The sequence below is a fragment of the Candidatus Nitrosacidococcus tergens genome (assembly GCF_902810445.1).
GTDB lineage: Bacteria > Pseudomonadota > Gammaproteobacteria > Nitrosococcales > Nitrosococcaceae > Nitrosacidococcus > Nitrosacidococcus tergens.
Window position 1 is genome coordinate 1209751 of the sequence record NZ_LR778175.1, and the last position, 25365, is coordinate 1235115.

The 25365-nt window shown below is 36.1% G+C and carries 28 protein-coding genes, 2 tRNA genes, 1 other RNA gene and 1 pseudogene; 14 read left to right on the top strand and 18 right to left on the bottom strand.

What is annotated here, in order from left to right:
- Positions 1–1536, top strand: a complete 1536-nt coding sequence (gene zwf, locus NSCAC_RS05765; protein ID WP_232085898.1) for a glucose-6-phosphate dehydrogenase — start codon at positions 1–3, stop codon at positions 1534–1536.
- A gap of 75 nt (positions 1537–1611) precedes the next feature.
- On the opposite strand, the gene NSCAC_RS05770 is transcribed toward zwf, so the two are convergent.
- Positions 1612–2004: a DUF3293 domain-containing protein gene (locus NSCAC_RS05770; RefSeq protein WP_197743890.1), complete on the bottom strand. Its 393-nt coding sequence runs from the start codon at positions 2002–2004 to the stop codon at positions 1612–1614.
- A gap of 194 nt (positions 2005–2198) precedes the next feature.
- On the opposite strand from NSCAC_RS05770, the gene NSCAC_RS05775 reads away from it, so the two are divergent.
- Both NSCAC_RS05775 and NSCAC_RS05780 read left to right on the top strand, forming a co-directional pair.
- On the top strand, positions 2199–2960 hold the full coding sequence (locus NSCAC_RS05775) for a hypothetical protein (RefSeq protein ID WP_197743891.1): 762 nt from the start codon (positions 2199–2201) through the stop codon (positions 2958–2960).
- Between the two features lie 156 nt (positions 2961–3116).
- Positions 3117–3899 (top strand): hypothetical protein, encoded by a 783-nt coding sequence (locus tag NSCAC_RS05780; RefSeq protein ID WP_197743892.1) that lies wholly within the window; start codon positions 3117–3119, stop codon positions 3897–3899.
- A gap of 188 nt (positions 3900–4087) precedes the next feature.
- Here NSCAC_RS05780 and NSCAC_RS05785 read toward each other — a convergent pair.
- Positions 4088–4163, bottom strand: a tRNA-Lys gene (locus tag NSCAC_RS05785).
- Between the two features lie 19 nt (positions 4164–4182).
- Positions 4183–4258, bottom strand: a tRNA-His gene (locus tag NSCAC_RS05790).
- Positions 4259–4356: 98 nt separating this feature from the next.
- Between NSCAC_RS05790 and NSCAC_RS05795 the strand changes: the two genes are divergently transcribed.
- A complete protein-coding gene (locus tag NSCAC_RS05795) occupies positions 4357–4671 on the top strand; it encodes a DUF3303 domain-containing protein (RefSeq protein ID WP_197743893.1) in 315 nt (104 codons plus the stop codon).
- A gap of 278 nt (positions 4672–4949) precedes the next feature.
- On the opposite strand, the pseudogene NSCAC_RS05805 reads toward NSCAC_RS05795, so the two are convergent.
- From NSCAC_RS05805 to smpB, 3 genes and pseudogenes are all read right to left on the bottom strand, one after another.
- A pseudogene (locus tag NSCAC_RS05805) lies at positions 4950–5096 on the bottom strand (hypothetical protein); the annotation flags it as partial.
- A gap of 222 nt (positions 5097–5318) precedes the next feature.
- Positions 5319–5679: a transfer-messenger RNA gene (ssrA, locus tag NSCAC_RS05815) on the bottom strand.
- A gap of 471 nt (positions 5680–6150) precedes the next feature.
- Positions 6151–6642, bottom strand: a complete 492-nt coding sequence (gene smpB / locus NSCAC_RS05820) for an SsrA-binding protein SmpB (protein ID WP_197743896.1) — start codon at positions 6640–6642, stop codon at positions 6151–6153.
- Between the two features lie 304 nt (positions 6643–6946).
- On the opposite strand from smpB, the gene NSCAC_RS05825 reads away from it, so the two are divergent.
- Positions 6947–7387: a type II toxin-antitoxin system RatA family toxin gene (locus tag NSCAC_RS05825; protein WP_197743897.1), complete on the top strand. Its 441-nt coding sequence runs from the start codon at positions 6947–6949 to the stop codon at positions 7385–7387.
- A complete protein-coding gene (locus tag NSCAC_RS05830; RefSeq protein WP_197743898.1) occupies positions 7374–7661 on the top strand; it encodes an RnfH family protein in 288 nt (95 codons plus the stop codon). Before NSCAC_RS05825 ends, NSCAC_RS05830 begins: the two co-directional genes overlap by 14 nt.
- Here NSCAC_RS05830 and NSCAC_RS05835 read toward each other — a convergent pair.
- Entirely contained in the window at positions 7658–8173 is a 516-nt protein-coding gene (locus NSCAC_RS05835) for an outer membrane protein assembly factor BamE (protein WP_197743899.1), read from the bottom strand. The genes NSCAC_RS05830 and NSCAC_RS05835 overlap by 4 nt on opposite strands.
- Positions 8174–8254: 81 nt before the next feature.
- Here NSCAC_RS05835 and fur point away from each other — a divergent pair, with 81 nt between their 5' ends.
- Positions 8255–8701, top strand: coding sequence for a ferric iron uptake transcriptional regulator (fur, locus tag NSCAC_RS05840; RefSeq protein ID WP_197743900.1), 447 nt, complete (start codon positions 8255–8257; stop codon positions 8699–8701).
- Positions 8702–8721: 20 nt separating this feature from the next.
- On the opposite strand, the gene recN is transcribed toward fur, so the two are convergent.
- The 6 genes from recN to NSCAC_RS05870 are packed head-to-tail and all read right to left on the bottom strand — an operon-like array spanning position 8722 to position 15845.
- Positions 8722–10398, bottom strand: coding sequence for a DNA repair protein RecN (recN, locus tag NSCAC_RS05845; protein WP_197743901.1), 1677 nt, complete (start codon positions 10396–10398; stop codon positions 8722–8724).
- Positions 10395–11276: an NAD(+) kinase gene (locus NSCAC_RS05850; protein WP_197743902.1), complete on the bottom strand. Its 882-nt coding sequence runs from the start codon at positions 11274–11276 to the stop codon at positions 10395–10397. The genes recN and NSCAC_RS05850 overlap by 4 nt, the downstream gene beginning before the upstream one ends.
- 24 nt (positions 11277–11300) lie before the next feature.
- Positions 11301–11912 carry a hypothetical protein gene (locus tag NSCAC_RS05855; protein ID WP_197743903.1) on the bottom strand — a complete coding sequence of 204 codons (612 nt, stop codon included), beginning with the start codon at positions 11910–11912 and terminating at the stop codon, positions 11301–11303.
- 32 nt (positions 11913–11944) lie between these two features.
- Entirely contained in the window at positions 11945–13681 is a 1737-nt protein-coding gene (gene recJ / locus NSCAC_RS05860) for a single-stranded-DNA-specific exonuclease RecJ (protein ID WP_232085899.1), read from the bottom strand.
- A gap of 10 nt (positions 13682–13691) precedes the next feature.
- Positions 13692–14741 carry a hypothetical protein gene (locus NSCAC_RS05865; protein ID WP_197743904.1) on the bottom strand — a complete coding sequence of 350 codons (1050 nt, stop codon included), beginning with the start codon at positions 14739–14741 and terminating at the stop codon, positions 13692–13694.
- 24 nt (positions 14742–14765) lie between these two features.
- Entirely contained in the window at positions 14766–15845 is a 1080-nt protein-coding gene (locus NSCAC_RS05870) for a DUF2066 domain-containing protein (RefSeq protein ID WP_197743905.1), read from the bottom strand.
- Positions 15846–15971: 126 nt separating this feature from the next.
- Between NSCAC_RS05870 and purM the strand changes: the two genes are divergently transcribed.
- Together purM and purN are read left to right on the top strand one after the other, a co-directional pair.
- Positions 15972–17024 carry a phosphoribosylformylglycinamidine cyclo-ligase gene (gene purM, locus NSCAC_RS05875; RefSeq protein WP_197743906.1) on the top strand — a complete coding sequence of 351 codons (1053 nt, stop codon included), beginning with the start codon at positions 15972–15974 and terminating at the stop codon, positions 17022–17024.
- An 11-nt stretch (positions 17025–17035) separates the two neighbouring features.
- Entirely contained in the window at positions 17036–17668 is a 633-nt protein-coding gene (gene purN, locus NSCAC_RS05880) for a phosphoribosylglycinamide formyltransferase (protein WP_197743907.1), read from the top strand.
- On the opposite strand, the gene dcd is transcribed toward purN, so the two are convergent.
- The 3 genes from dcd to NSCAC_RS05895 all read right to left on the bottom strand — a co-directional run bounded on the left by dcd (position 17649) and on the right by NSCAC_RS05895 (position 19050).
- On the bottom strand, positions 17649–18215 hold the full coding sequence (gene dcd / locus NSCAC_RS05885) for a dCTP deaminase (RefSeq protein ID WP_197743908.1): 567 nt from the start codon (positions 18213–18215) through the stop codon (positions 17649–17651). The genes purN and dcd overlap by 20 nt on opposite strands.
- Before the next feature lie 63 nt (positions 18216–18278).
- A complete protein-coding gene (gene yajC, locus NSCAC_RS05890; protein WP_197743909.1) occupies positions 18279–18614 on the bottom strand; it encodes a preprotein translocase subunit YajC in 336 nt (111 codons plus the stop codon).
- 43 nt (positions 18615–18657) lie between these two features.
- The gene (locus tag NSCAC_RS05895; protein WP_232085900.1) at positions 18658–19050 is read right to left on the bottom strand and encodes a hypothetical protein; all 393 of its coding nucleotides are present in this window, start codon (positions 19048–19050) and stop codon (positions 18658–18660) included.
- A gap of 174 nt (positions 19051–19224) precedes the next feature.
- Between NSCAC_RS05895 and NSCAC_RS05900 the strand changes: the two genes are divergently transcribed.
- The 5 genes from NSCAC_RS05900 (at position 19225) to speD (ending at position 22354) form a co-directional block, all read left to right on the top strand.
- Positions 19225–19659, top strand: a complete 435-nt coding sequence (locus NSCAC_RS05900) for an OsmC family protein (protein ID WP_197743910.1) — start codon at positions 19225–19227, stop codon at positions 19657–19659.
- A gap of 12 nt (positions 19660–19671) precedes the next feature.
- Complete coding sequence (locus NSCAC_RS05905) at positions 19672–20058, top strand: VOC family protein (RefSeq protein WP_197743911.1); 387 nt, start codon at positions 19672–19674, stop codon at positions 20056–20058.
- A gap of 38 nt (positions 20059–20096) precedes the next feature.
- Positions 20097–21020, top strand: a complete 924-nt coding sequence (locus tag NSCAC_RS05910; protein ID WP_232085901.1) for an SPFH domain-containing protein — start codon at positions 20097–20099, stop codon at positions 21018–21020.
- A gap of 3 nt (positions 21021–21023) precedes the next feature.
- Positions 21024–21473, top strand: coding sequence for an NfeD family protein (locus NSCAC_RS05915; RefSeq protein ID WP_197743912.1), 450 nt, complete (start codon positions 21024–21026; stop codon positions 21471–21473).
- A 62-nt stretch (positions 21474–21535) separates the two neighbouring features.
- Positions 21536–22354: an adenosylmethionine decarboxylase gene (gene speD, locus NSCAC_RS05920; RefSeq protein ID WP_197743913.1), complete on the top strand. Its 819-nt coding sequence runs from the start codon at positions 21536–21538 to the stop codon at positions 22352–22354.
- On the opposite strand, the gene NSCAC_RS05925 is transcribed toward speD, so the two are convergent.
- A complete protein-coding gene (locus NSCAC_RS05925) occupies positions 22351–23754 on the bottom strand; it encodes a GTPase/DUF3482 domain-containing protein (protein ID WP_197743914.1) in 1404 nt (467 codons plus the stop codon). The two genes, speD and NSCAC_RS05925, sit on opposite strands and share 4 nt — an antisense overlap.
- Positions 23754–25292, bottom strand: coding sequence for a DUF2868 domain-containing protein (locus NSCAC_RS05930; protein ID WP_197743915.1), 1539 nt, complete (start codon positions 25290–25292; stop codon positions 23754–23756). The genes NSCAC_RS05925 and NSCAC_RS05930 overlap by 1 nt, the downstream gene beginning before the upstream one ends.
- Between the last annotated feature and the right edge of the window lie 73 nt (positions 25293–25365).

A 25365-nucleotide genomic window follows, 5' to 3' on the forward strand; every position in this document is an offset into this window, starting at 1 on the left:
ATGAATTCCAAGAATTCCAATGCTCAACATCCACCTACAGTCTTTGTACTGTTTGGTGCAGGTGGTGATCTCTCTTGGCGATTGATTATTCCAGCACTGTTTAATCTCCATGTGGGTAAGCATCTCCCAGAGCAATTTGCAATTATTGGGGTTGATCGTCAAGATTATACGGATCAATCTCTAGCAGAGCATTATCGAGAAAGCATACAACAATATTCTCGCTATGGAACTTGTAGCGAGGATATTTGGCAATCTTTTTTTCAACTAATTCATTATCATAAAGGAGATATTACTGCTCAACCTTGTTATGATGAGTTAGCAGATCTTATTGCAAAGCAAAATAAAAACTGGGGTCATCATCAGCAGCACAAAGAGCAGATTTTTTATCTTGCTACACCACCGTTTTTATTCTCAGGAATTGCTAAAGGGTTAGGTGCTGCAGGTCTTTCTCGGGATCGGGAACATTCAAGAATTGTAGTAGAAAAACCTTTAGGTCGTAATTTAGAAACTTTTAATGAGATTAACAATGTATTAAGAACTCATTTTAAAGAGAGGCAAATTTATCGTATTGATCATTTTCTGGGTAAAGAAAATGTACAAAATATCCTTGCTTTCCGTTTTGCAAATCCCATTTTTGAACCTATTTGGAACCGGAATTATATTGATAGTGTTACTATCACTGTAGCAGAAACTCTAGGGGTAGAACATCGGGCTGCTTTTTATGAGACAGCAGGTGCGATGCGGGATATGGTACAGAATCATGTACTTCAGCTCCTATGTTTAGTTGCTATGGAACCACCAGTTACTTTCAGCGCAGATGACATTCGAGATCGTAGGATGGGGGTAATGCATTCACTGAGATCCATTTCAAAAGATCAAGTGAATCGTTATGCTGCTCGTGGACAATATGGGATTGGTTGGATTAATGGTGCTAAAGTAGCGGGTTACCGAGAGGAAGAAGGAATTAACCCTAATTCAAATACAGAAACTTACTGTGCCCTACAACTTCATGTAGACAATTGGCGCTGGCAAGGCGTGCCTTTCTATCTACGCACAGGAAAGAGGTTATCTGCTAAAGTTTCAGAAATTTCGATTCGCTTTAGAGATGTACCCCATCAAGCCTTTCCTGCTTCAGCAGGATTAAATGCACGGCCTGCTCAATTGGTAATTAGGTTGCAACCCGATGAGGGAATCATTCTTAAGTTTTTAGCAAAACAACCAGGTCAAGAATTAATTTTACGCCCTGTAGATATGCGTTTTAGTTATAGCGATTCTTTTAAAACACCCTCTCCCGATGCATATGAAACCCTGTTATGGGATATTATGCGAAACGATGCTACCCTCTTTGTGAGATCAGATCAAGTAGAGGCAGCATGGGAATTATTGATGCCAATTCTTGATGTTTGGGAAAATAATCAAGCAGTTAATTTCCCAAACTACTCTGCTGGTACTTGGGGACCGGAATCAGCTGAATTACTTGCTTCTCGTGAAGGGAGAAGTTGGTTTAACCCAGCTTTATTTGAATTTATTAAGTAATATAAGAAACGCTACTCTCCATATCCTATGCTCTAGGAGCACTCAAGTATTTTGAGTAGCTCCTTAGCACTATTTTTATAGCCTACTTTCTATTCTAGCCTGAAAACTCTCTACAAACACTTTAAAGCGTCTGTGATCGCAAAAACTCACATAAAGCTGATTACTTTCTACATAATAAATCGCATCTTGATAAAATAACTGCCCTATATTACAGGCAATATCAAAGCTTATCGCTGTAGCCCAGCCCGGCTCTGCATGTCCAGTAGTAGGCGAATAACCTATTAATCTCTCCACCCAGCCTGATTGTTTTAGTAATTCACTTTTAAGATTATTATCTGCCTGATTATTTCTTTCTTCAGTCCATACTTCTCCTGTGGTGGCATAGGCGGTAATAATAGCAAATTCATTAGGCCAATTTTTTATATAAGTAGGTGTTTTAAAATGAGTCTCAAAATAAACCGGATTCATTAAATATAAAGCAACTAATTTGTAAAAAAAAGAGCTCCTTTAAATACTTTAAGAATTTACTAGCTACACGATTAAAAATAAAAAAATGCTATCATTTAGTTAATCGGATAAATGTAGTACATAATCTTTATTTTTCAAGGAAAGATTTCATTTTTTTTACACAGGGAAGTTTTTTCTCTATGGAGCGTAATTTTATGACAATAAAAAAACTATTATTTATCTTTATAATTGCAGTTTTAGATATTAATTTAGTATACGGATCAACTATTTATCGTTGGACGCCAAGTCTCGGCAATAGCAACTCAGGAACTATAAAAATTGTAGCAGGCGAAATTATAGTACCTGATGAAATATTTAAACAGGGAATTTATAACTATGATCTTGGGCAAGAATTATCCGCCTATGATCCAATATATTATGATAATCCAGATATTATGACCGGTGGTTATGTTGATATGCCCAAAGTAGCTGCTTTAGGACTTGCCCCTGAAATAACATTTAATTTTGAGGTTTATATACCTCATCGCGCAGATTTTGGGGCTTCGAATATCGATGATTTAATAACAGGGCCTGGAGTAGACAAAATGAAAGTGGGATTCGATGGTACTGTTTATAGTGTTCGATCTAGTGGAGGGACTCTTTTCTATTCTAGTGAAGAGATTTTTTTCTATTTTAACAGTATGAATTTTAATTTTGGAGATAAATTAACAGGTGATTTTACATTAGATGGCATGAGTGAGAATTTTGGATTTTCCGTTACTGAGTCTAGTACGCTTACATCCCTATTTTCTGATAGTTTAAACACCTCTAATGGTTGTTGTATAGGTACTACTTATGGTTTTTTTACGGATGTTCCTGAACCCAATATTGTTTGGCTATTTAGTATCGGCTTATTCAGCCTAGGTTGGATTTATCGCTCTAGCCGAGGCTCTATAGAGCCTAGTTTTATCGCTTAAAATTCATTTAAAAATAAGAAACTATTTAACGCTTTATGATCGCCAGAGAGAACCATCTTTCCTTATTTGTTCATTTTCAAACTCTATTTTTATCTTTCAAGGAAAGATTTTATTTTTTTTACACAGGGAAGTTCTTTCTCTATGGAGCACAACCTTATGACAATAAAAAAACTATTATTTATTTTTATAATTACAGTTTTAGATATTAATTTAGCCTACGGATCAACTATTTATCGTTGGACGCCAAGTCTCGGCAATAGCAATTTAGGAAATATAAAAATTGTAGCAGGCGAAATTATAGTACCTGATGAAATATTTAAACAGGGAAACTATAACTATGATCTTGAGCAAGTACTATCCGCTTATGATCCAAGATATTATGATAATCCAAATATTATGAGCTATGATGTCGATGGTCCTGTTAGTATGCCCAAAGTAGCTGCTTTAGGACTTGCCCCTGAAATAAAATTTAATTTTGAGGTTTATGTACCTGATTGGGGCCATGATTATAATCCTCATGGGTCAAATATCGATGATTTAATAACAGGATCTGGAGTAGTAGACAAAATAAAAGTGGGATTCGATGGTATTAATATAGGATTAAATACAGTAGGAGGAGGTATAGGAGGAGATTCTCTTATCTATCTTAGTGGAGGTCTCAGTATGGATTTTAATTTTGGAGATAAACTAACAGGTTATTTTACATTTAATGGCATGTTTGAGAATTTTGGATTTTCCGTTACTGAATCTGATATATTCATGTCCCTACATTCTGATAGTTTAGTGACCAGCAGTAATTGTTGTGAAGGTACTACTTATGGTTTTTTTACGGATGTTCCTGAACCCAATATTGTTTGGCTATTTAGTATCGGCTTATTCAGCCTAGGTTGGATTTATCGCTCTAGCCGAGGCTCTATAGAGCCTAGTTTTATCGCTTAAAATTCATTTAAAAATAAGAAACTATTTAACGCTTTATGATCGCCAGAGAGAACCATCTTTCCTTATTTGTTCATTTTCAAACTCTGCACTTCAATTTTTTCTCTATAAAATATACGTTTACAAGTTATCTAGCTTAAAATCTTTTTTCGCTAGCTTCGATTAGGTAAAAATAAAAAGGAAGATACACTTGGTGGGCCATCAAGGACTCGAACCTTGAACCTACTGATTAAGAGTCAGCTGCTCTACCAATTGAGCTAATGGCCCAAAGTTATTAAATCAAGGGTGGGGTGAGCGATGGGGATCGAACCCACGACCACAGGAACCACAATCCTGCGCTCTACCAACTGAGCTACGCTCACCATATAAACTATCTATAATTATACCTGAATTATATTAATTAGGTACAATAGAATTGATTGTAATAGACAGAAAATTCCCATTAGATAGGAGGTAAGTTATGGCAAAAGATGACGGAATGATATTTATGGTCCATTGGACTCATACCCCTGAAAATTGCCCCGGTAGAAGCAAAGAAGGTGCTACTATGCTCAATGATTTTTGGGCAGGACGGGAACAGGCTGAAAAGAAAGGGGTAAAAATTCTAAGTGCCTATGTAGCTGCCACAGAACATACTTATTATATCGCCGTCCAAGCTAAAGACTACCAAACCATGCTTGAGTTTTTTGAAATCTTAGCACCTACTCAAACAGGAAATATTCACCCGGTTACTACCATGGATAAATGGACAGATCATATTAATCCAAATAAATAGGAAAAAATAAGTATTTTAGAGTAAGGGTGTTGTTTATTTAAGGGATGCCCTTACTTCATTTGGCTTTCAAGGAAATATACTATCCAAGCTTGGATAAAATTCACTATCTAATATTTATACCATAGTCCAGCCTGTTTGAAAAAATTCTGCTGGAAATATTGTAATGGATAAATTAGATTCCCGTAATTCCTCGGCAACTTGTTTCACATCCACTTCATTAAGCTTTCCTTGGCGTAGCTTTTCTGCTGTTTCATATGCCCAAGCATAATAATCAGTTTAAAGTATTTGAAACAATTAACGATTTTATTTTGATCCTCTTCATTCATTTCATTTAAAAGCATCCGTCTTTTATCTTGACAGTTTGATTTTATCGGAGGAATTTCACCAGTAAAGAATTTTAGAGTTTTTGTAACATCCTCTGGCATTTCTCAAAGTACAATATATTTATCTACCCATCGCTTATCTATTTGATTAAATCCCTGCGGGTTACACTAATTTTATGGATAAACTCTCTGCAACAATGGGTTGTTTTAAATAAATGGTAATTTTTATCTGCACATCAGTTTTATAGCCATGCAATTTTATTGCAATGACCTTAAGTGGAATTTTAGTGCTGCATAGAAAGAAATGGAATCATTGATGAGGCTTGGTGGAGGCGGCGGGAATTGAACCCGCGTCCGTAAATCCTCCGCCTTTGGTTCTACATGCTTATCCCAATCTTTAAATTTAACTAGACTACAGCCTGATGGGCAAGGCAATAGCTAGCGATCCTAGTAAAGGTTTAGCAGGTTAGCCCTAGGCTACCTTCCTGCGATCTTGTGAGTATGACGCCTGAGATCTGAACGCACAAGCACGGCTTCAGCTAGACGGCACCCTACTGGGTATTAAGCAGCGAGTGCGTAGTTGTCGTCGTTGGCAACTATAATTTTTGCAGGGTGATTAACGAGGGCTCTGCACCTCGACATGCCCCTCAGGTTTTGCGATCCACGTCGAAGCCAGGTCGCCCCCAAGTAGTATAAAAGAGATATATAAGCTATTCTAACTTAAAAAAGAGATTAAATCGAATCAAGAAGTTATATCGTTGCTCACTATAAGCATTATCATGTTTTTATTTTCATAATAGATGTTTTACTAAATAACGATAGTGACGCACCGCAAAACTGAGTAATAGTAAGTAATCCTAATCATCGTATTCATTTCTATCTTTAGTCAGAGCAGTTTCTAGTTTTGACCTTCTTTCCAAGAGGTTTCTTGAGGAACAAGAGCATAGCTACCTTCTTCAACGGCATTAATTATCTTTTTCAGTTCTTCTACAGGAAAAGATAGTGTATAGCCCTTTTGAGAATCTGAATGAACATAGATAGATGTGCCGTGTTAGAGGTCTAATCTGGATACTAAATAACCAAATCTCACCTTTTTTAATAACATAACCTGTAAGAATTGCTATATGAAGATAGAATTTTTTATAAGCTACTCACGTTAATAAGCTGTAACCTTTGCAAGCCGCTCCTTTTGCCGTTGCCATTCTTTTTCTTTTTCATCAGCTCGTTTATCATACTTATGCTTACCTTTAGCCAGAGCAATTTCTAGCTTTGCTAGACCTTTTTTCCAATAAAGAGCAAGTGGAATAAGCGCATAACCTCGCCGCTCTACAGCGCCGATCAATTTTCTAAGCTCCTCTGAATTAAGGAGAAGTTTGCGGTTTCTTTGAGTATCTGGGTGAATATGAGTAGATGCACTGGTAAGTGGACTAATATGAGCACCAAATAACCAAGCCTCTCCTTTTTTAAGGAGGCAATAACTTTCATTGAGCTGAGCATGACCAGCTCTTAAACTTTTTACTTCCCAGCCCTCAAGCACTAAACCCGCTTCATATTTAGTTTCAATAAAATATTCATGGTATGCCCTGCGGTTTAATGCAATGGTACTATTAGTACCTTTTGTAGGCTGTTTAGGTTTACTTTTACCCATCTCAATTTTTTAATTAAATATACTATTGCTTTTATCATACTATTGAAATAGAAAGTAAATCTACTTAAATTTAAAGTAAAACCTAAAGCAATTCGAACAATAGCTGTAGTAGATTAAGTAATAAATGCTATAAAATGCTGGGTATTTTAGCTAGCTAAATTTGTTTTCAATAGTAGCTTTATTTTAAAAAATTAGAAAATTATTAGTTTAAAAGGCTAAAATATAAGAGTTATTTATAGTTAAACTTAATTGGTAACTAGTTTAAATACAAACTTTAAATTTAGTAAAGTGATTGATTATTCCTATGACTAAAATAGATCGCAGTGCATTAGTACCTTATACTCCAGCAGAAATGTATGCTTTAGTAAATGATATTGAAGCTTATTCTCAATTTCTTCCTTGGTGCCGCTCTACCCAAGTCTATAGCCGTGATGAAGAACATGTGCGTGCTAGCATAGAAATTGCTAAAGGTCCTATCCATAAATCATTTACTACTCATAATAAGTTAGAACAAGATAAAACCATAACTATGCAATTAGTAGAAGGGCCCTTTAGCCACTTAGAAGGTACATGGCGTTTTAACCCTATTGGAGAAAATCAAGGGTGCCGAGTTTCTTTAACGATGGAATTTGAATTTTCCAGCAAAATGATTGGTCTTGCTTTAGGTCCAATTTTCAATGAGATTACCTCTACTATGGTAGATGCATTTTGTAATCGTGCGAGAAATTACTATGGACAGCGCTAATCATTTTAGTGTCTCTATAGCTTATGGTCACCCAAGAAAACTTACGTTAATCAATATTCTTGTAGAGGAAAATACAATCGTTAGAGAGGCAATTGAAAAATCTGGTATTTTAAATCTATTTCCAGAAATTAACCTTGAATGTGCAGAAATCGGTGTTTTTGGCAAAATAATAGAGTTAAGCACACCACTTCACCATCTAGATAGGATAGAAATTTATTGCCCTTTAATGATTGATCCTAGGCAAGCCCGCCGTGATCGTGCAAGTAAGAGTTAATCATATTTTCCATGGCTTTCATAGCTTCCTGTAGACTTGTCTTTAGGAGATTGGATAGAGTCCTTACCCATATGCAATAAGCGTTTCGCTTTACTTAAAAAGCCCTTAGATTCTTGGTGTGGAGGTACAGTTACTGATTCTACCTGTTCTATTTGTAACCCTTTATCTGCTAATTCCGTATTTATTTTAACATTTCCAGTAACATAGCTAAGTAACTCATTTTTAAACCATACTACTATGGTATGCTGTTCTCGATCACCACGCCCAGGTTTGTAACTATAAATATAATACCAACGATTAGATTCAAAGCTATTAATAATTGTTGGTGTGCCTAATACAAATTTAACTTGCTGTTTTGTCATTCCTGGCTTTAGTTTCTCTATCATCTCTTGATCTACAACACTGCCTTGTTGGACATTAATTTTGTATACTTTAGGTATATGCTTTGTAACACTACAAGCTCCTAGAGTTAAACTGATACAAGTAATTATAAAAATGTAAAGCTTATACATATTTCCTATCCTATAATATAGTAGTGATAATGAAATATTTTTATTGGACAGAAATAATCTTTAATTAATTCAGAGTGCACTATGGAAAGTCAAGATTTACGCAAAGTTGGGCTTAAAGTAACCTTACCTCGCCTTAAGATACTAGAAATTTTAGAAAATAGTGATCACCGGCATATGAGTGCTGAAGATGTTTATAAAGTATTGCTCGAACAAGGTGAAGAAATAGGATTAGCTACTGTATATCGAGTTCTTACCCAATTTGAAGCTGCAGGTCTAGTCTCTCGCCATCATTTTGAAGGCTGGCAAGCAGGAGCAGGTCATTCTGTATTTGAAATGGATAGTGGTGAACATCACGATCATCTATTATGTACACAATGTGGCAAAGTTGAGGAGTTTGTAGATAAAACAATTGAGGATCGTCAGAGGGAATTAGCACATCGGGCTGGGTATCAAATGACTGATCACTATCTATATATTTATGGAATTTGTGCGGCATGTCAAAAGAATACAAACGCTAGTCGGATTTAAACTCACTTAACCTAAAAAGTTTATTGAGCAGTCTCTAGCATAGTAACAGCATGTGCACGAGACTGTTTAGTGACTTCTTTTCCTCCAAACATGCGAGCAAGTTCCTCTACTCTTTGTTCTTTATTTAATTCTACAAGATCAACGGTTGTTTTTTTATCCGTGTAATATTTATTAATCCTAATCTGATGGTGAGCTTGAGCAGCTATTTGAGGTAAATGGGTAATACAAAGTACTTGCTTATGAGTAGCAAGCTCCCGTAGTCTTGCTCCTATAGTATCTGCAATCAATCCACCAATACCTGTGTCTACCTCATCAAAGATAAGAGAAGAATACTCCTTTTTCTCAGAGATAAGAGTTTGAATAGCAAACCCAATTCTAGATAATTCTCCCCCTGAGATTGTATTTAGTAACTGTAGAGGTTGGCCCGGATTTAGGCTAGCTTGAAATTGAATTTGATCCATACCATAAGAAGAGAGCTCCTCATTTTTTACGGGAGCAAATTTAATATGAAATACCCCTTCAGTTAAAGCAAGACTGGGTAGTATTTCATTTAATTTTTTAGAGAACTCAGCAGCAGCCTTATAGCGGCTTTGGCTTAAAGTAGTTGCTAGGCTCAAATATTTTTTAGTAACCGTAGTTAATTTAGTTTTTATCTGATCAATTTGAGCATCTATGTTTTCTAGAGAAGCTAATTCAGCCTTTATTTGCCCAACTAAATGAGGAAGATTTTCTGGTGCAATTTGGTGTTTACGCCCTAACTCATAATAGCCAGATAAACGATCTTCAATCCAGGCAAGACGATTAGGGTCTCCATCTATTGATGTAAGATAGTGACCTAATTGGCTAGTGGCTTCGTCAATCTGAATAGCTGCAGTAGTAACAAGGTTTTCTATTTCCTTTAATATGGGATCAAGAGAGGAAAGACGAGTTAACCGCTTATGCACTTGCTCAAGAAGAGCAGAAATAGATATTTGATCTTCCTGATAAAGCGTATTAAGTATTTCTTCTGAGGTTTGAACGAGCTCTACTAAATTAAACGATTGTTTCCGTTCTTGTTCTAAAGATTTTAACTCCTCCGTATTAGGCTGAAAATGATTAAGTTCTTGAAGCTGATAATGTAGTAATTCTATCCTAGAGTTTTTTCCTTGGATCGCCTGATTTAGTTTTATAAGCTCTTCTATAAGAGATCGATAATCTTGATAAATTATACTTAGATCCCTTAAAATGGATTCGTGACTACCATAAATATCTACTATTCCCCTTTGTATCTTAATCTTTAATAAAGATTGATGGCTGTTTTGTCCATAAATATAAACTAAATATTCCCCTATTTCCCGTAAAGCTTTAATAGATACAGGTTGATCATTAATATAGGCTTGGGATCGCCCTTTATTATTTAAAATTCGCCTTAAAATTAAGTTAGATTGCTTTATTTCAATTTTTGATTTCTGAGTTTCTAGCCAGGAAAAAAGAGATGTATACCCACTAATTTTAAAAATAACTTTTATTTCTGTCTCTTTTTCTCCTTGATAAATAAGCTTAGTATCCCCTTTTCCTCCTAACACTAACTCAAGTGCGTCAATTAGAATAGATTTTCCTGCACCAGTCTCTCCTGTCAGAGCAGTCATACCAGAATGCAAAGAAATCGTTAGTTCTCGAACAATAATAAAATTTCGAATAAATAGCTCTTTAATCATTCAAAATTTTTTCCCCAGTGGAGCTTAGTACGTAAAATATCATAGTGGTTATGGGTTACAGGATGAATTAAACGAACTGTTTTTGGGTATTTACTAATTCTTAATTGATCTCCTCCATGAATCTTAATACTAGATTGCCCATCACAACTTATTTGGCTTGCAATAGAGGGTGTATTTATCTTAATTTCGATAATTCCATCCCCATGAAACACTAAAGGTCGATCACTTAGAGCGTGAGAACAGATAGAAACTAATACCATACCATCAAGGTTAGTATCTAAAATAGGGCCTCCTGCAGATAAAGCATAGGCAGTAGATCCCGTTGGGGTAGCAATAATTAATCCATCCGCTCGTTGGCTGTTTAAAAAAACTCCATTAATGTAAGTTTCAAATTCAATCATACAGACTGCAGTAGTATGTACTACTACATCATTTAAAGCAGTGCCAATCAATGAGTAAGGCTGGTTATGGGTTGATAATTCAGCCTGAAGTAAAAAACGAGATTCCTCTAGGTACTCTCCTTGTAAAATTTGTGCTAAATCTTTTTCTAAAGAATCAAGCAGTACATCAGCAAGAAACCCTAATCTACCTAGCTTAATCCCAAGTAAAGGAGTATGAAAATCAACTAAACTACGGGCAGCATGGAGAAGGGTACCATCCCCACCTACTACAATAGCTAAATTGCACTGTTGCCCTAATTTTTCTCGAGAAGCTATTTGGTATTGATTACTTGGAAAAAGAGCAGCAGTATTTTGATCAATAATTAAACTTAACTTCTTATCTGCTAAAAAGCTAGCAATATAAATAAGTGATTTTGTAACCTCGTGGCTTTCTGTTTGCTTACCAATTAATCCAATCGTTGAAAAAGGGTTATCCACAAATTTAACTGGTTTTATCCTAAATTAAGCAAATACAGTAATAATATTTGGATCATCTGCATGATCTAAGAGTAGTGACTTTACCCGAGATTGCCAAGCATTCCCAAAAGTTCTTTGTTCATCTTCAGTTGCAATCCCTGCCATACATTTTGGCATTAAAGCACGCATCTCCAAAGGGATAGGAATTAACCCCACATTAACAGCTACTTCAACGCTATTGTTATTATCAAGGCGGGTAAATTTCACGTTGCCTCGAATAGGTGCACCAAAAGTGAGCTTATTATTCCTAGTAAAATCCCCATTAAGACCTTTAAATCCGCCTTCATCTGCACTACCAGTAATGAGTAGTACAACATTGGCCATCACACCAGTAACTCCTTGATCTTTATCTTCAGACCAAGCAACCGAAACGCCTCCTCGTTCTGGTATTCGATCAGGATAAAGCACATTCAATCCTACGCGAGTCATTAGATAAGCGGATGCGACCGTAGGACATGAATGACCAGCTAAGGCAACTGCATCTTTATAGTGATATTCAATATAGCCATCTTCTGAGCTACCTAAAAATTTAGCAAGGCTATCATACATACGAATGGTAGGAGCTAAATCAAAAAAATCGGGATAATTACTGATCATAATACCTGTCCTCTTCATCATGAATTACAGAATTACACTTGAGTAATATACTCTATGATAAGTTGTACACTACGGAAGTATTTATATACATTAACACTTAGCCGGTAAACCAAGTTTATTTTAATATTAGGCTCAAACCAATCTGGAGGAGCATAGCGGAAAATAATTCCACTGAGTTGTTTTTTTCTATCCAGTGAGCTTAGAGCAAGTTTAAGATGATCTTTACCTACTACTTGGAAGCTTTCAAGCCAAAATACACCATCAAATAGTGGTTCTGGAAATCCTTGGCCCCAAGGTCCACCGGCATGGATTGCCTCTGCAAGATTTAAATCCCAGTTATCAATAGCACCATCGCTTAAAATAACCTGCTTCAGATGCTCTTCATTAAGTTGAGATTCTAATACGGCTAAAAAAGATTCTTGGAAAGAAATAAAATTTGTTTTTTTTAAGCTTAATCCTGCTGCCATGGCATGACCGCCAAAGGAATCCAATAATGCTGGATATTCTGTAGCTACTCGATCTAAAGCATCACGAATATGAAGACCCGGAATAGAGCGTGCTGAACCTTTTAATCTTTCCGGCTTTTCATCGGGAGCAAAAACAATCACTGGGCGATACACTTGTTCCTTAATTCGAGAAGCAAGTAATCCAATCACCCCTTGATGCCAAGCTTCATTAAATAGGCAATACCCCAAAGGTAAATTTCTCTCATTTGAAAAATTTAAATCCTCTAGATAGGCAGCCGCTTGATCTTGCATGGTGGCTTCAATTTTACGGCGCTCATAGTTGAGTGTATTAAGCTGAGTTGCATATTGTTGTGCTTCTTCCAAAGAATCGGTAAGTAAACACTCAATACCAAGACGCATATCTTCTAAACGACCTGCTGCATTTAATCTTGGTCCTAAAGAAAAACCTAGATCCATTGAAGTAATATTTTCAAAAGATCTATTAGCACAAGAAATTAATGCCTGAATCCCAGCACAACTATAATTTTTCTGAATCCGACTAAGACCTTGAGAAACTAAAGTACGATTTACTTTATCTAAAGAGGCGACATCTGCCACCGTACCTAATGCCACTAAATCTAATAACTGAGCTAAATTAGGCTCTTTTCTATTTTGAAGATTAAACCAATCCTGATCTCTTAAATGAGAACGTAATGCCAGCATGACATAAAAAATCACACCTACCCCAGCAAGGCATTTACTTGGGAAAGAATCGTTTGGTAAATTGGGATTAATAATTGTCTCTGTATTAGGTAAATCTTTCCCAGGAAGATGATGATCGGTAATTAAAACATGAATACCTGCTTTTTTTGCCGCTTGAACCCCTTCAACACTAGCGATACCGTTATCTACAGTAATAATTAAATCTGGTTTGTTTCCCTGAAGAGCTTCTGCCACGATCGTTGGCGTAAGTCCATAGCCATGAATAAAACGGTTAGGAACAAGGTAATCTACTTGACTTGCCCCCATTAACCTTAGAGCACGTACCGCAACTGCACAACTGGTAGCCCCATCTGCGTCAAAATCAGCAACGATTAAAATTTGCCAATCCTGAGTAAGTGCCTCCATAAGTAATTCAACTGCAGCGTGGATATTAGAAAATAACCATGGAGAAGGTAAATGGACTAATCTATAATCAAGATCATTGATACTTTGAATATTGCGTGCCTCATATACCTTTCTGAGCACAGGATGTATTGTATTAGGTAGCTTAGAAGGGTGTACAATCCTCCTTTGTTTTAATACTCTTCCACCTATGTCCATAGATATCTAGTTAAAGCAAAGTTCGATATTTTTTAAAAGATCGCCAAAAATACCAAGTCTGCGACCAATTTGTAGAATAGTAATACGATCCTAATGGATATAGATTTAATTGAGTGAAAGGTCTTTTTTGCAGTAGTTTATATAAGACACTAAACCAATGCTCTTCTAAGTGAAGAAGTGCTTGATAGAGCTCAGAGGGTTGATCCTTTATTAAGAGTAACTGATCCAAAATAAGTAGGTGATTACCGGGTATATCGAGCTGTTCTATCCATCGATCGCCAATGTCTTGTTCAGCTAAAATTTGGTAAGGAATATTGCTATAGCTTGTGAGTGCCTGAGCAAAAGGTTCTTTACCTGTAGTGATCGTATCCCACGAAGAAGGTGCAAGTACTGCAGGGCTTTTTTCAGCGCCCCAAAACCATAAACTATTCACCGATAATTTTCCCTCTTCTTCTCTTTTCTTGTTAGTAGGACAGTTATATAAAGTCATTTGTATTTCATTGAGTAAGGTACACCAACGGGATTTCTCTACCCCTGTAGGTAAAGCAGCACTAATATATTTTCCTTCAACTTCACTTAGAGAGGTAAAATTGACCTGACTTAGTTGAGGTAATATAAGGTACCATCGATCAGGTATAAGTACTTCGAGATTCCAGCCATATTCAGTAAATAAGGGAATAATATGATTAGCTAGTTCTTGAGCTTCTGTTTGATTTAATGCTAGTTGATGGGAACCAAATAGTACTAATTCATCCCGATCTGGGCGTAGATGTACTGGATCTGCCCTAATTATCCAAGATGATTGAGGTTGTGGCTTCCCCTTATCCCAAGGATACATGATAGTAGCGATAGGAACATCTCTAGATTCGCTTTGAGAAAAACCAAATAAATTTAGCAGTAAGGCTTCGTAGGAATAGATATTAACTTGTTTTTGGATTGCTTTTTTTATTAATTTCTTAAGAAAAGGGAACTGTGTATTATCAGTGGATATTATCTCTGGTAGTATTTCAGCCAGTCCAGGAACAACTATCGTCAGATTTAAAAATAGTTTTTTGATCAAAAGACCTCTACCTAAAGAATTGATTTAATGAATAAATTGATAATTTAATAGTTCATTTTTTTTGGATTCTATAGAATTATTAGGATTACCATCAATATTATCAGTATCATATTTCTTTTGAGTATCCTCTGTAAGTACTCTTCCATAGGAAATTGCTGAAGCGAGATCTGATATAGAGCTATGTATTTCCAAGAAAAATTTAGCATTTTTTTGAGATAGCTGGATAGGCTGTACTTTGCTTACTTGACTAAGAGTCTTAAAATAGTTGGATAATTTTGCATAGTCTGTAAATGAATTCACATTGCTTACCTGAATAATAACTGATTGTAGCGTGCTACTTCCAGATACAAGATGATTCGCAATAATATCTACAGATTTGTTTAATCCACTGTCGAGTACTTGAGTCATCCCTCCTGATACATTCCAGTTTTGAGTTTCTTCTGTACTATAAAGATTCCATCTTCCTTTCCAAGTATTTCCTCCTTGACGTAATATCCTGCCAACTATTTGTACTGTCGCTGGATAGCGATGAGATGCTGCTTGTATTGGTGTAGTAAAATTGCCCCACACATCTCCAAAGGTAAGCTGTTTTTGATCTTCTAAATCCCAAAGAGGGAAAATAATAGGAATACCTCTCATATCAGCTTGCTTTTTTAATCTATCTATGAATAGAGAAGATTGATTAGAAGTGAGTAGATAGCGTTTTCTACTATCTTCAATGGCAATCCATAGGAGTAAAGTAGGGCGGTTTTCTCCCCATACAGGCAAATTATTTTGGACTAATAGCTTTTTTACCCCTTGAGGATCAAAATTTACATGAAAAATAGGTACATTTTCATCGGAAATATTATAACGAAATTGCTGTACTAAATTAGACGCTTCTCTGAGAATAGGATTAAGATAAGTTCGATTGAGCAGATTTCTATTTCCTACTACTTTCAGTAGTATATCTTGTAATCCTTGCTGCTCTGCATTGATTTGTTCAGCAGTACTTAAGTTCTTACTACGCACAGGAACTTCTGCTTCGTATAAGTTTGTAATTTCAGCAGCTTGTATTTTTACTAAAGTGAATAAGAATAGGGATATCCCTAGAATTTTTTTCATTGTTTTAGTTTATCATGTTGTATAGTTCGCTCTAGCTTTACCCTTAAAACAAGGGTATTTTGTATTGTTTATAGGGTAACTAAAGCTACATTTAAAATAATACCCATTAATTATAGTTGTCTTTCTATGAATGAAAAAAAAGTGTCTTCTCCTTCCTTAAGTTATCGATCTGCTGGCGTTGATATTGACGCAGGTAATCGCCTTGTAGATCAGATTAGACCTGCTGCAGCACGAACAACGCGCCCGGAGGTATTAGCAGGTCTAGGAGGATTTGCTAGTCTGTTTGAGCTACCTATTCATCGCTATCAAAACCCTATTCTTGTGGCAAGTACGGATGGAGTAGGTACAAAGCTAAAACTTGCTATCCAGCTAGGTGTTTACGATACTATTGGCACTGATTTAGTAGCTATGTGTGTCAATGACATTATTGTTCAAGGGGCAGAACCTCTTTTTTTCCTAGATTATTATGCGACTGGTAAGTTAAATATAGATGAGGCTAGTCAAGTTATTCATGGAATTAGCCATGGTTGCACCCTAGCAGGTGCTGCCTTAGTAGGTGGAGAAACTGCGGAAATGCCGGGTATATACCAAGGTAATGACTATGACTTAGCCGGATTTTGTGTAGGTATTGTTGAAAAAAATGCTTTGATTGACGGTAGCGAGGTACAGCTAGGAGATAATTTAATAGGAATTGCTTCTTCTGGCCCCCATGCAAATGGCTACTCCCTTATTCGTAAAATTATTGAGCAAGGTAATTGGAGCTTAGATACCTCTTTTGATAATCAAACTTTAGGCTCTGTACTGATCACACCAACTCGAATTTATGTTAAACCCTTATTGGAACTGTTTAGTAAAGTACAAGTTCATGCTGTAGCCCATATTACTGGAGGCGGATTATTAGAGAATTTGCCTCGGGTTTTACCCATACAATTAAGTGCTGAAATTAACATTTCTAAATGGGTTATCCCCTCTATTTTTCGCTGGCTGCAACAACAAGGGAATCTTTCTAAAGAAGAATTATACCGTACCTTTAATTGCGGTATTGGAATGGTGGTGTGTGTTTCTGAAGCAGAAACTGAAAAAACTTTAGCCTGCTTAGAAGGTGCTGGAGAAACTGCCTGGGTTATCGGTAAGATAATCGAGCATCAAGCTGAAATGCCTAGAATAACTCTTTGTTAATACTTAGTACTATGAGTACTAAACTGCTTCCTATTGTAGTTTTAATTTCCGGTCGAGGAAGTAATTTTTTTGCTATCTTAGAACAGGTCCAGGCTGGAAAATTACCTGTAGATATTCGAGCAGTGATTAGTAACTGTTCTCAAGCACAAGGGCTTCATTATGCTCAACAGGCAGGAATAAAAACTCATATACTAGACCATCGTAAATATAGGCAACGTCAAATATTTGATCGAGAATTAATCAAAATTATTGATTTTTATACTCCAGAGCTTGTGGTATTAGCAGGATTTATGAGAATTTTAACTGCAGAATTTGTTCAGTACTATATTGGAAGATTAATGAACATCCACCCCTCCCTACTGCCAGAATTCCCTGGGCTAAATACTCATCAAAGAGCACTTGAAGCTAAAGTTTGCGAACATGGAGCTACTGTTCATTTTGTAACGGAGGAGGTAGATGGAGGGCCTATTATTTTACAGGCTAAAGTTCCTATATATAAACATGATACTCCGGAAATTTTAGCAGATCGGGTCTTAGAAGAAGAGCATAAAATCTATCCTCAGGCTATTTTGGCTTTTGCTAAAAAAGAGATATGCCTTAGTAAGGATGGGCAAGTTATTAGAACTACACCTTCGGTAAAGTAACCCCAGTTTGCCCCTGATATTTCCCTTTACGGTCTTTATAAGAAACTTCACAAGATTCATCGGACTCAAAGAAAACGACTTGAGCTACTCCCTCACTAGCATAAATTTTAGCAGGGAGCGAGGAAGTATTAGAAAATTCTAGGGTAATATGTCCCTCCCATTCTGGTTCTAATGGCGTAACATTGACAATAATACCACAGCGAGCGTAGGTGGATTTTCCTAAACAAATAGTGAGTATATTACGAGGGATTTTGAAATACTCTACAGTACGAGCTAGTGCAAAAGAGTTAGGTGGAATAATACACACCTCAGATTGCACCGTCACAAAACTGTTTTCATCAAAATCTTTAGGATCTATGATTGCTGAATTGATGTTCGTAAAAATTTTAAACTCGTCGGCACAACGCACATCATAACCGTAACTAGAAGTGCCATAAGAAATAACAGGCGTATTTTTTATCTCTCGGACTTGATAAGGCGCAAATGGAGCAATCATATCGTATTTTTCTGACATATCTCTGATCCACTGATCAGATTTTATACTCATCCTTTTATCAGCAAAGATTAAAGCTGGCTTAATTATTTATTACAAAATTGAGAGATACCTAATCTATAGGTTTTTCATAGTGCCTTTAGGTACTACTCTTGATACTCCATGTTTTTCAACTTTAACTTGAATCCCTTCTGCAAGTTCAACCTGCAAAAAGTTATTACCTACCTCAAGTACTTTTCCTAGTAACCCTCCATAAGTAATAATTTCATCCCCTTTTTTTACTGTTCCAAGCATAGTAAGGCGCTCTTTTTGCCGCTTTAACCTAGGGCGGATAATAAAGAAATAATAGACAAGAAAAAATGTGGCAAAAACAATCATAGGCAAGAGAAAATCCGCATTATTTACTGCTTGCTTACTACCCTCTGCCCAAGCGTCCGTAATAAAAAAATTCATATATCGCCTTACCAATACCTGTATAGTTAAAAATTAAACTTACTTATTTTTTCTTGAAGAAATGATAACCATAGGGACCTTTGAGTACCATTTTAGTAGGAGTTTTTTCAATCACTTTATACTTAGTGGTATCTGAAGCATCAGAGATTTCAACTACTGTGTTATTAACAATTTTATAGTTTTTAGTAAATTTAGTATTTTTCCGTACAAATTTATTATAGCCAGATTGAATAACTATCCCATCAGAAGGATCAAATTCCCAAGTTTGCTCTTCTTTATTACTACCACCTCCATCTTGCTTTAAAGCAGTCATCTCCATTAACCAGGCACCAGCCATTTCTGAAGGATCTTTAATTTCTACCTGTGCGTAGATTGCAGTTGTAACAAGAAAAGGAATAAGGAAAAAAATTGAAGCTAATATATTTCTGTTATTCAAAATAGATACTCCTAGTAGATCCTTTAAAAATTTATAATCGTTTTATCGGATTTCTATATATCTTATATGGATTAAAAAATTCTCTGTTTATTTTTAAATGTAGAGTATACCAAAGTTATTCAGGATAAAATAATTTAGAATTTTTAACCTTCTAAATTAAAAATATTTGAATCTATGAAAGCACAGGTTAAATGGATTGAAGCATGTAGTTTTTTAGGCCACTCTGGAAGTGGGCATTCTGTGGTTATGGATGGTCCTTCTGAAAGTGGAGGACGAAACCTTGGTATTCGTCCTATGGAAATGCTCTTACTAGGCATGGGGGGATGCACTGCTTTTGATGTAGTACAAATTTTAAAAAAAAGCAGACAATTTATTACAGATTGTACCGTAGAAATTTCAGCACAACGAGCAGAAAGTGATCCTAAAGTATTTACTCATATTCATGCCCATTTTAAAATTTTTGGTTATCAGTTAGCAGAACATCATGTAGCTCGGGCTATTGAACTTTCTAGCAAAAAATATTGCTCCGCCTCTATTATGCTAGGAAAGGTAGCTACAATAAGTCATGATTATGAAATAATTCACGTAGATACAAATCAAGAAAAATAAGGAATATAACTATTGAATAATACTCCATCCGTTATTGGCTTATATCATGTAGCGTTATTTATAAATGATCTCGAAGTTTGTGAAGATTTCTATGTAAATATTATAGGAATGCAAGTGCAATGGCGACCAGATCCAGATAATGTATATCTTAGCTCAGGAAATGACAATCTTGCACTGCACCGATTGCCCAAAGATCAAACACCTTACGGTATACAAAAACTCGATCATATTGGTTTTATAGTATCTACTCATGAACTCATAGATCATTGGTATGAGTATTTGAAAAGCCATGAAGTTACAATGAAGACGGAGCCACATACCCATCGAGATGGAGCACGTAGTTTTTATTGTACCGATCCTAGTGGAACTACAGTGCAATTTATTGCATTGAATCATTAAAAACCTTAATAGAGATATATTTTGGAGTTATAAAAGCTATGGAATCTATGTGGATATTTGGTTTAGTATGTCTAGTCATTGCTGTAGTGGCTATGGGAGTCAGGCGTGTCCCTCAAGGGTATGAATATACCATTGAGCGCTTTGGTCGCTATACCCATAGTCTACCTCCCGGTTTAGGAATTCTAGTGCCCTTCATTGATCTAGTTGGTCATAGAGTTAATATGATGGAACAAGTATTAGACATTCCTCCCCAAGGCGTTATCTCTAAAGATAATGCTATGGTAAAAATTGATGCTGTTTGTTTTTTTCAAGTAATTAATTCTGCAAAAGCAGCTTATGAAGTGAGTGGATTAGAAAATGCTATTCGAAATTTGACAATGACGAATATCCGTACCGTTTTAGGCTCTATGGATCTAGATCAAATGTTAAGTCAGCGAGATGAGATTAATGAAAGGTTACTCCATATTGTTGATTATGCAACTAATCCTTGGGGGGCAAAAGTTACACGAATTGAAATTAAAGATATTAAACCTCCTACTGATTTAGTAGAATCTATGGCAAGGCAAATGAAGGCAGAGCGAGAAAAAAGAGCGGCTGTGCTTGATGCGGAAGGTAGTCGACAAAGTGCTATTCTTAAAGCAGAAGGGGAAAAACAAGCTGAAATTCTACGAGCAGAAGGAGAAAGACAGGCTGCGTTTCTTGATGCTGAAGCTCGAGAACGACAAGCTGAAGCTGAAGCAAGGGCAACTCAAGTAGTCTCTGAAGCCATTAGAGGTGGTAATATACAAGCCATTAATTATTTTGTAGCACAAAAATATGTAGATGCACTTGCACAGCTTGCCGCTAGCCCTAATAGCAAAGTGTTTATGCTACCTACTGATGCTTCAGGTATTTTAGGTGCTATTGGTGGTATTAGTGAACTTGTTAAAGATGCTATGGCACATCAAGGAAATAAAGAATAATCCATGAGCTTTTTACAAGCCTTAGATTATCACCACTGGCTATTATTGGGCTTATTATTGCTTGTAATTGAAGTACTTGCTGGTGGTGGGTTCCTCATGTGGCTAGGATTTTCTGCTTTAAGTACAGGGTTAGTAGTATTTATATTACCATGGTTTAATTGGGAATTACAGCTTGTAATCTTTGCGATTGGTTGTATTCTATCGGTGTTTATTTGGTGGAGATTTTTTCGCTGGACCATAGATTCAAAAAATAGTTCTTTAAATCGCCGTGGCAGTGACTTGATAGGGCGTGAAGCAGTTCTTAAAGAACCCATAGCTAATGGGTTTGGTTATGTCATGATTGATGGAGTACGTTGGCAAGTCACAAGCTCCGAAGATTTACCTGAAGGTACTCGAGTACGCCTGCTTAAGCAGGATGATCTTATTTTCACCGTAGAAAAATTAGACTTATAAACATTTAGTAATTCGCTGTAAAGCAAGGTAGTTACAAAATAATTAGAAATTAATAAAGGGTAATGGCAAATATTTTCAATAAAAAAATTCAACTACATGGTTTTAATAATCTTACAAAAACCTTGAGCTTTAATATTTATGATATTTGCTACGCTCAAACCTCAAGGCAGCGTCAAGAATATATTGAATATATTGATGAGGAATATAATGCAGAGCGCCTTACCAATATCCTGACTGAAGTTACCAAAATTATTGGTGCTAATATTCTAAATATTGCAAGGCAAGACTATGATCCTCAAGGGGCAAGTGTTGCTATTCTGATTGCAGAAGACAAAGATGATAATATTAAAATTCTCTCTAACGCAGAAGCACCAGGTCCTTTACCAGAAAGCTTGATAGGTCATTTAGATAAAAGCCATCTCACAATACATACCTATCCAGAGAGTCATCCTGATAACGGGATTAGTACTTTTCGAGCAGACATTGATGTATCAACCTGTGGGCGTATTTCTCCTCTAAGAGCACTCAATTACTTAATCCATAGTTTTGAGTCAGACATTGTTACGATGGATTATCGAGTACGGGGGTTTACCCGCAGCATAGATGGAGGCAAGCATTTTATTGATCATGAAATCAATTCCATTCAAAATTTTATCGCTGAAGATACCAAAGATAGGTATCACATGATTGATGTGAATATTTACCAAGAGAATATCTTCCACACAAAAATGATGCTAAAAAATTTTGATTTAGATGATTATTTATTTGGTGGGAGTAGTTCTGATCTAAGTCTTGGCCAGCAACAAGAAATTACTGATCGAGTGCGAAAAGAGACCTTAGAAATATTCTATGGTAGAAACATACCAGATGTAGATGATTAAAAAAATTCTAAATTTTTCATAATAGCCTTAATATGATCAGTAAGAGAATCTATCATTTCTGAGTGAAAATTTTCATTGTCGCTTCTTCGAATTTGAGTAAATAGCCTTTCCAATTTTTTCCGCTGTGTATCAGAGATAAGAGAAATATAGCTCATACTCTCATTTTGAGATTCTAAATCCAGAGATCCCCTTTGGGCGTGGGTTCTTTGGCTAACTGCCTTATAGTGATAAAGAGCACGACCTAAAACTACATAGGGGAAATTAATATTTGCAGCCGGTCCTATCCGAAGCTCCACCCCTCCTAAGGGAATACCAAATGTTTTTACATCTGCGATTTTTTTATGAGAAAATCGAGCAGTAACTCCGCCTACAACTGATCCTACGGCAGCACCGAACAAAAAAGAAGAACCCCCTACTGCTACATCAAACCCTAAGCCTGCTAATGCACCGCTAGCTGCACCTGTAGTGATAAGCTGTTGTCGGTTTAGCCCAAAAATATTCCAACTATCTAAAGAAAATAAATCAATATCTAGAATATCTAGCTCTGTTTCACTACGTTCTAATTCATGATAGTCATAAATTCCTTCAATAGTACTACGACCTTTTTTTTCTAAATCTCGCAATTTATCTTTGTATTTTTGGGCTAAAGGTTCTTCATAAGTATGTGCTTCTTTTTTTAAGGATATTTTCTTAGTAATTTTAAAAGAAATCATAGTTGCCAGCATTTGAGCAATAGCCAAAGCACTTTGATGGGTTTGATTTTCTCGCCTTTCTTCTAAAGCTTTAATTGCTTTATTAAGTGGATTTTGCCACTCCTCTCTGAGCTGACCAAATGCTTTGAGTAGATCTAAACGCTTATTAAATTCTGCTGTAACTGCATTAAATACACGCACAATTTTAAAATACTGACTTAATGCAGCACGCCACTGTTCAATGTAATCTCCTTTCCCTACCATATTAATTAAAGCGATACTCGGTTGCCCTGTCCATTGTAAGATTTCCATTTCTGCTTCATATTCTTCTCCATAGGGGTGAGAACCATCAGTTACATATAAAATTCCCGCTCCTTGTACAATAGGACTTAGTAATTCACATTCATCTGTGAATTGATCCGTATTTTGATAAGTTTCAATAAACTGAGAGATTGCATTGGCACGCTCAGCGGCAGTATTAGCTTTAGATTTTATCCATGCAAAGGTTCTACGGGCTCTTTGAAATCCTGGGGTATCTACTAGAATATACTGCTCTTGCCCATCTATTTTCATAGGAAAATAACGGCTTTTTACGGTAGCTCCCGGAATAGGTGAAATATGTATTGATTCATCCTGAGTTAGCGTAGCAACAATGCTTGATTTTCCTTTATTAGGGTGACCAACAACAACAAAAGTAGGAGTAGACATTAGGCAACTTTAAAATTCAATGAATAACAAACAAGCTTAGGATCACCAAGGCTTTGGAGTTTTCTGCCCCAAATATCTAAATCTTTATCATCTGCAGGAGTAAGCTTTTGATCAGTGTTTAAAGCAATAGGAATCACAGTAATCTGTCGCTCTGATCCTATATCAGCACGAAGCATTTCTAAAAAATCCAAGAAATCCAATAGAGGTGGTTCCCATGCTTTTACAACAATTATAATTGCTAATTGAGTAGCGGTATTTTTTAACTCTTCAATGATACTTTGATCCTGATCAATGGTATTTTTACCTCCCCCAGAAATAATATGCTTAATATCCAGAGCTAAAGCCTGATGCAATACTTGTTTAAATTGTTGCTCATCAACATCTATACTGCTCCAGTTAATCAAGTATCCTTCCTTATTTATTTCTGAAAAATGCCCTCGATTGATAGATGGAATAATTTCTGGAAGCCATCCAACTTCGGTATCACTAGTATCTGCTGTGGTTTCTATAACTGCATGATTCATCCGATCTAGGATCTGTTGTGTTCCAGGTATACGGATCAGAGCATTATCTAATGCGAGCTGTGCTTGCTTATAAGTAAAAACAAGCATGCCTAAGCGAGGCAGTAGCCCATATGCACTCACTGCCATAAATAAGAATTGCCACCATTGACCAAGTAAAGCTACATCCTTTGGATCTAGTTTGATTGCATTAGGTAGAATACCTTTATGAAGGCGATAATATTTGGTAACTTCTACTAAATCAAATGAAGGAACTGCTTCTTTGATCCATAAATGCCAAGGAAATGCTAATTTCTGAACTATCTGGTAGAAACTTTCTGTGGATAAGTTTAAGGTAGTACTCCAGCCAAAAGCTAAATCAGACGTAATGACTAAATATAAACAATTAGCAAGTATGCCAAGATTAAACCCCACAGCAAATATTTGAGAGGTTTGTAAAATTAACCACTTTCTTGCTTGACCGTAAAGCACATGATTTATTTTTTGCTCCCCCAAGATACCTTCAAGAACCTGTCGTTGTTCTGATAAAAGTAATTTTGCCGCTATAGGTACTAACTTCCCTGGGCTAAATAAGCTAAGCATTTCCTGAAATGCTAAAGCACCAGGCAACAGACGTAATAATTTAGGAGGCAACATTAAAATTGTTGACATCAACAGCAAAAAAAGCTGAAGTCCTACAAACACTAAAAGTACATTAAATATATTAACTGGCTGAGTACCATCATAGGCAAGTACGCTAGAGGAAGTAGCCCAACCAATCCAAATTCCTAAAAAGAAAAGGATAAAAATAGCTAGACGGAAAATCTTACTAATACGATCGCCAGGAAGGTTTTTTGAAAAATCTGCCTGTATTGCCCATAGCCAATGGCGAAGTTGCTGTTGAGGTTTATTTTTTAAATAGAAAAGTTTTTTTCCAATATTACGATCCCGTTGGCGAATACTCCCAAGATCTAAAGAGGAGTCTGTATCTATTTGAGCTTTTAAGTTAACTAAATCAGTAAGAACCGAATGGTGCATAGATCGTGATTATTTAGCGCAGGTTAATTTTCTTGCCATAGTATAACAGCACTCTATCTAAGCATTGTTATGA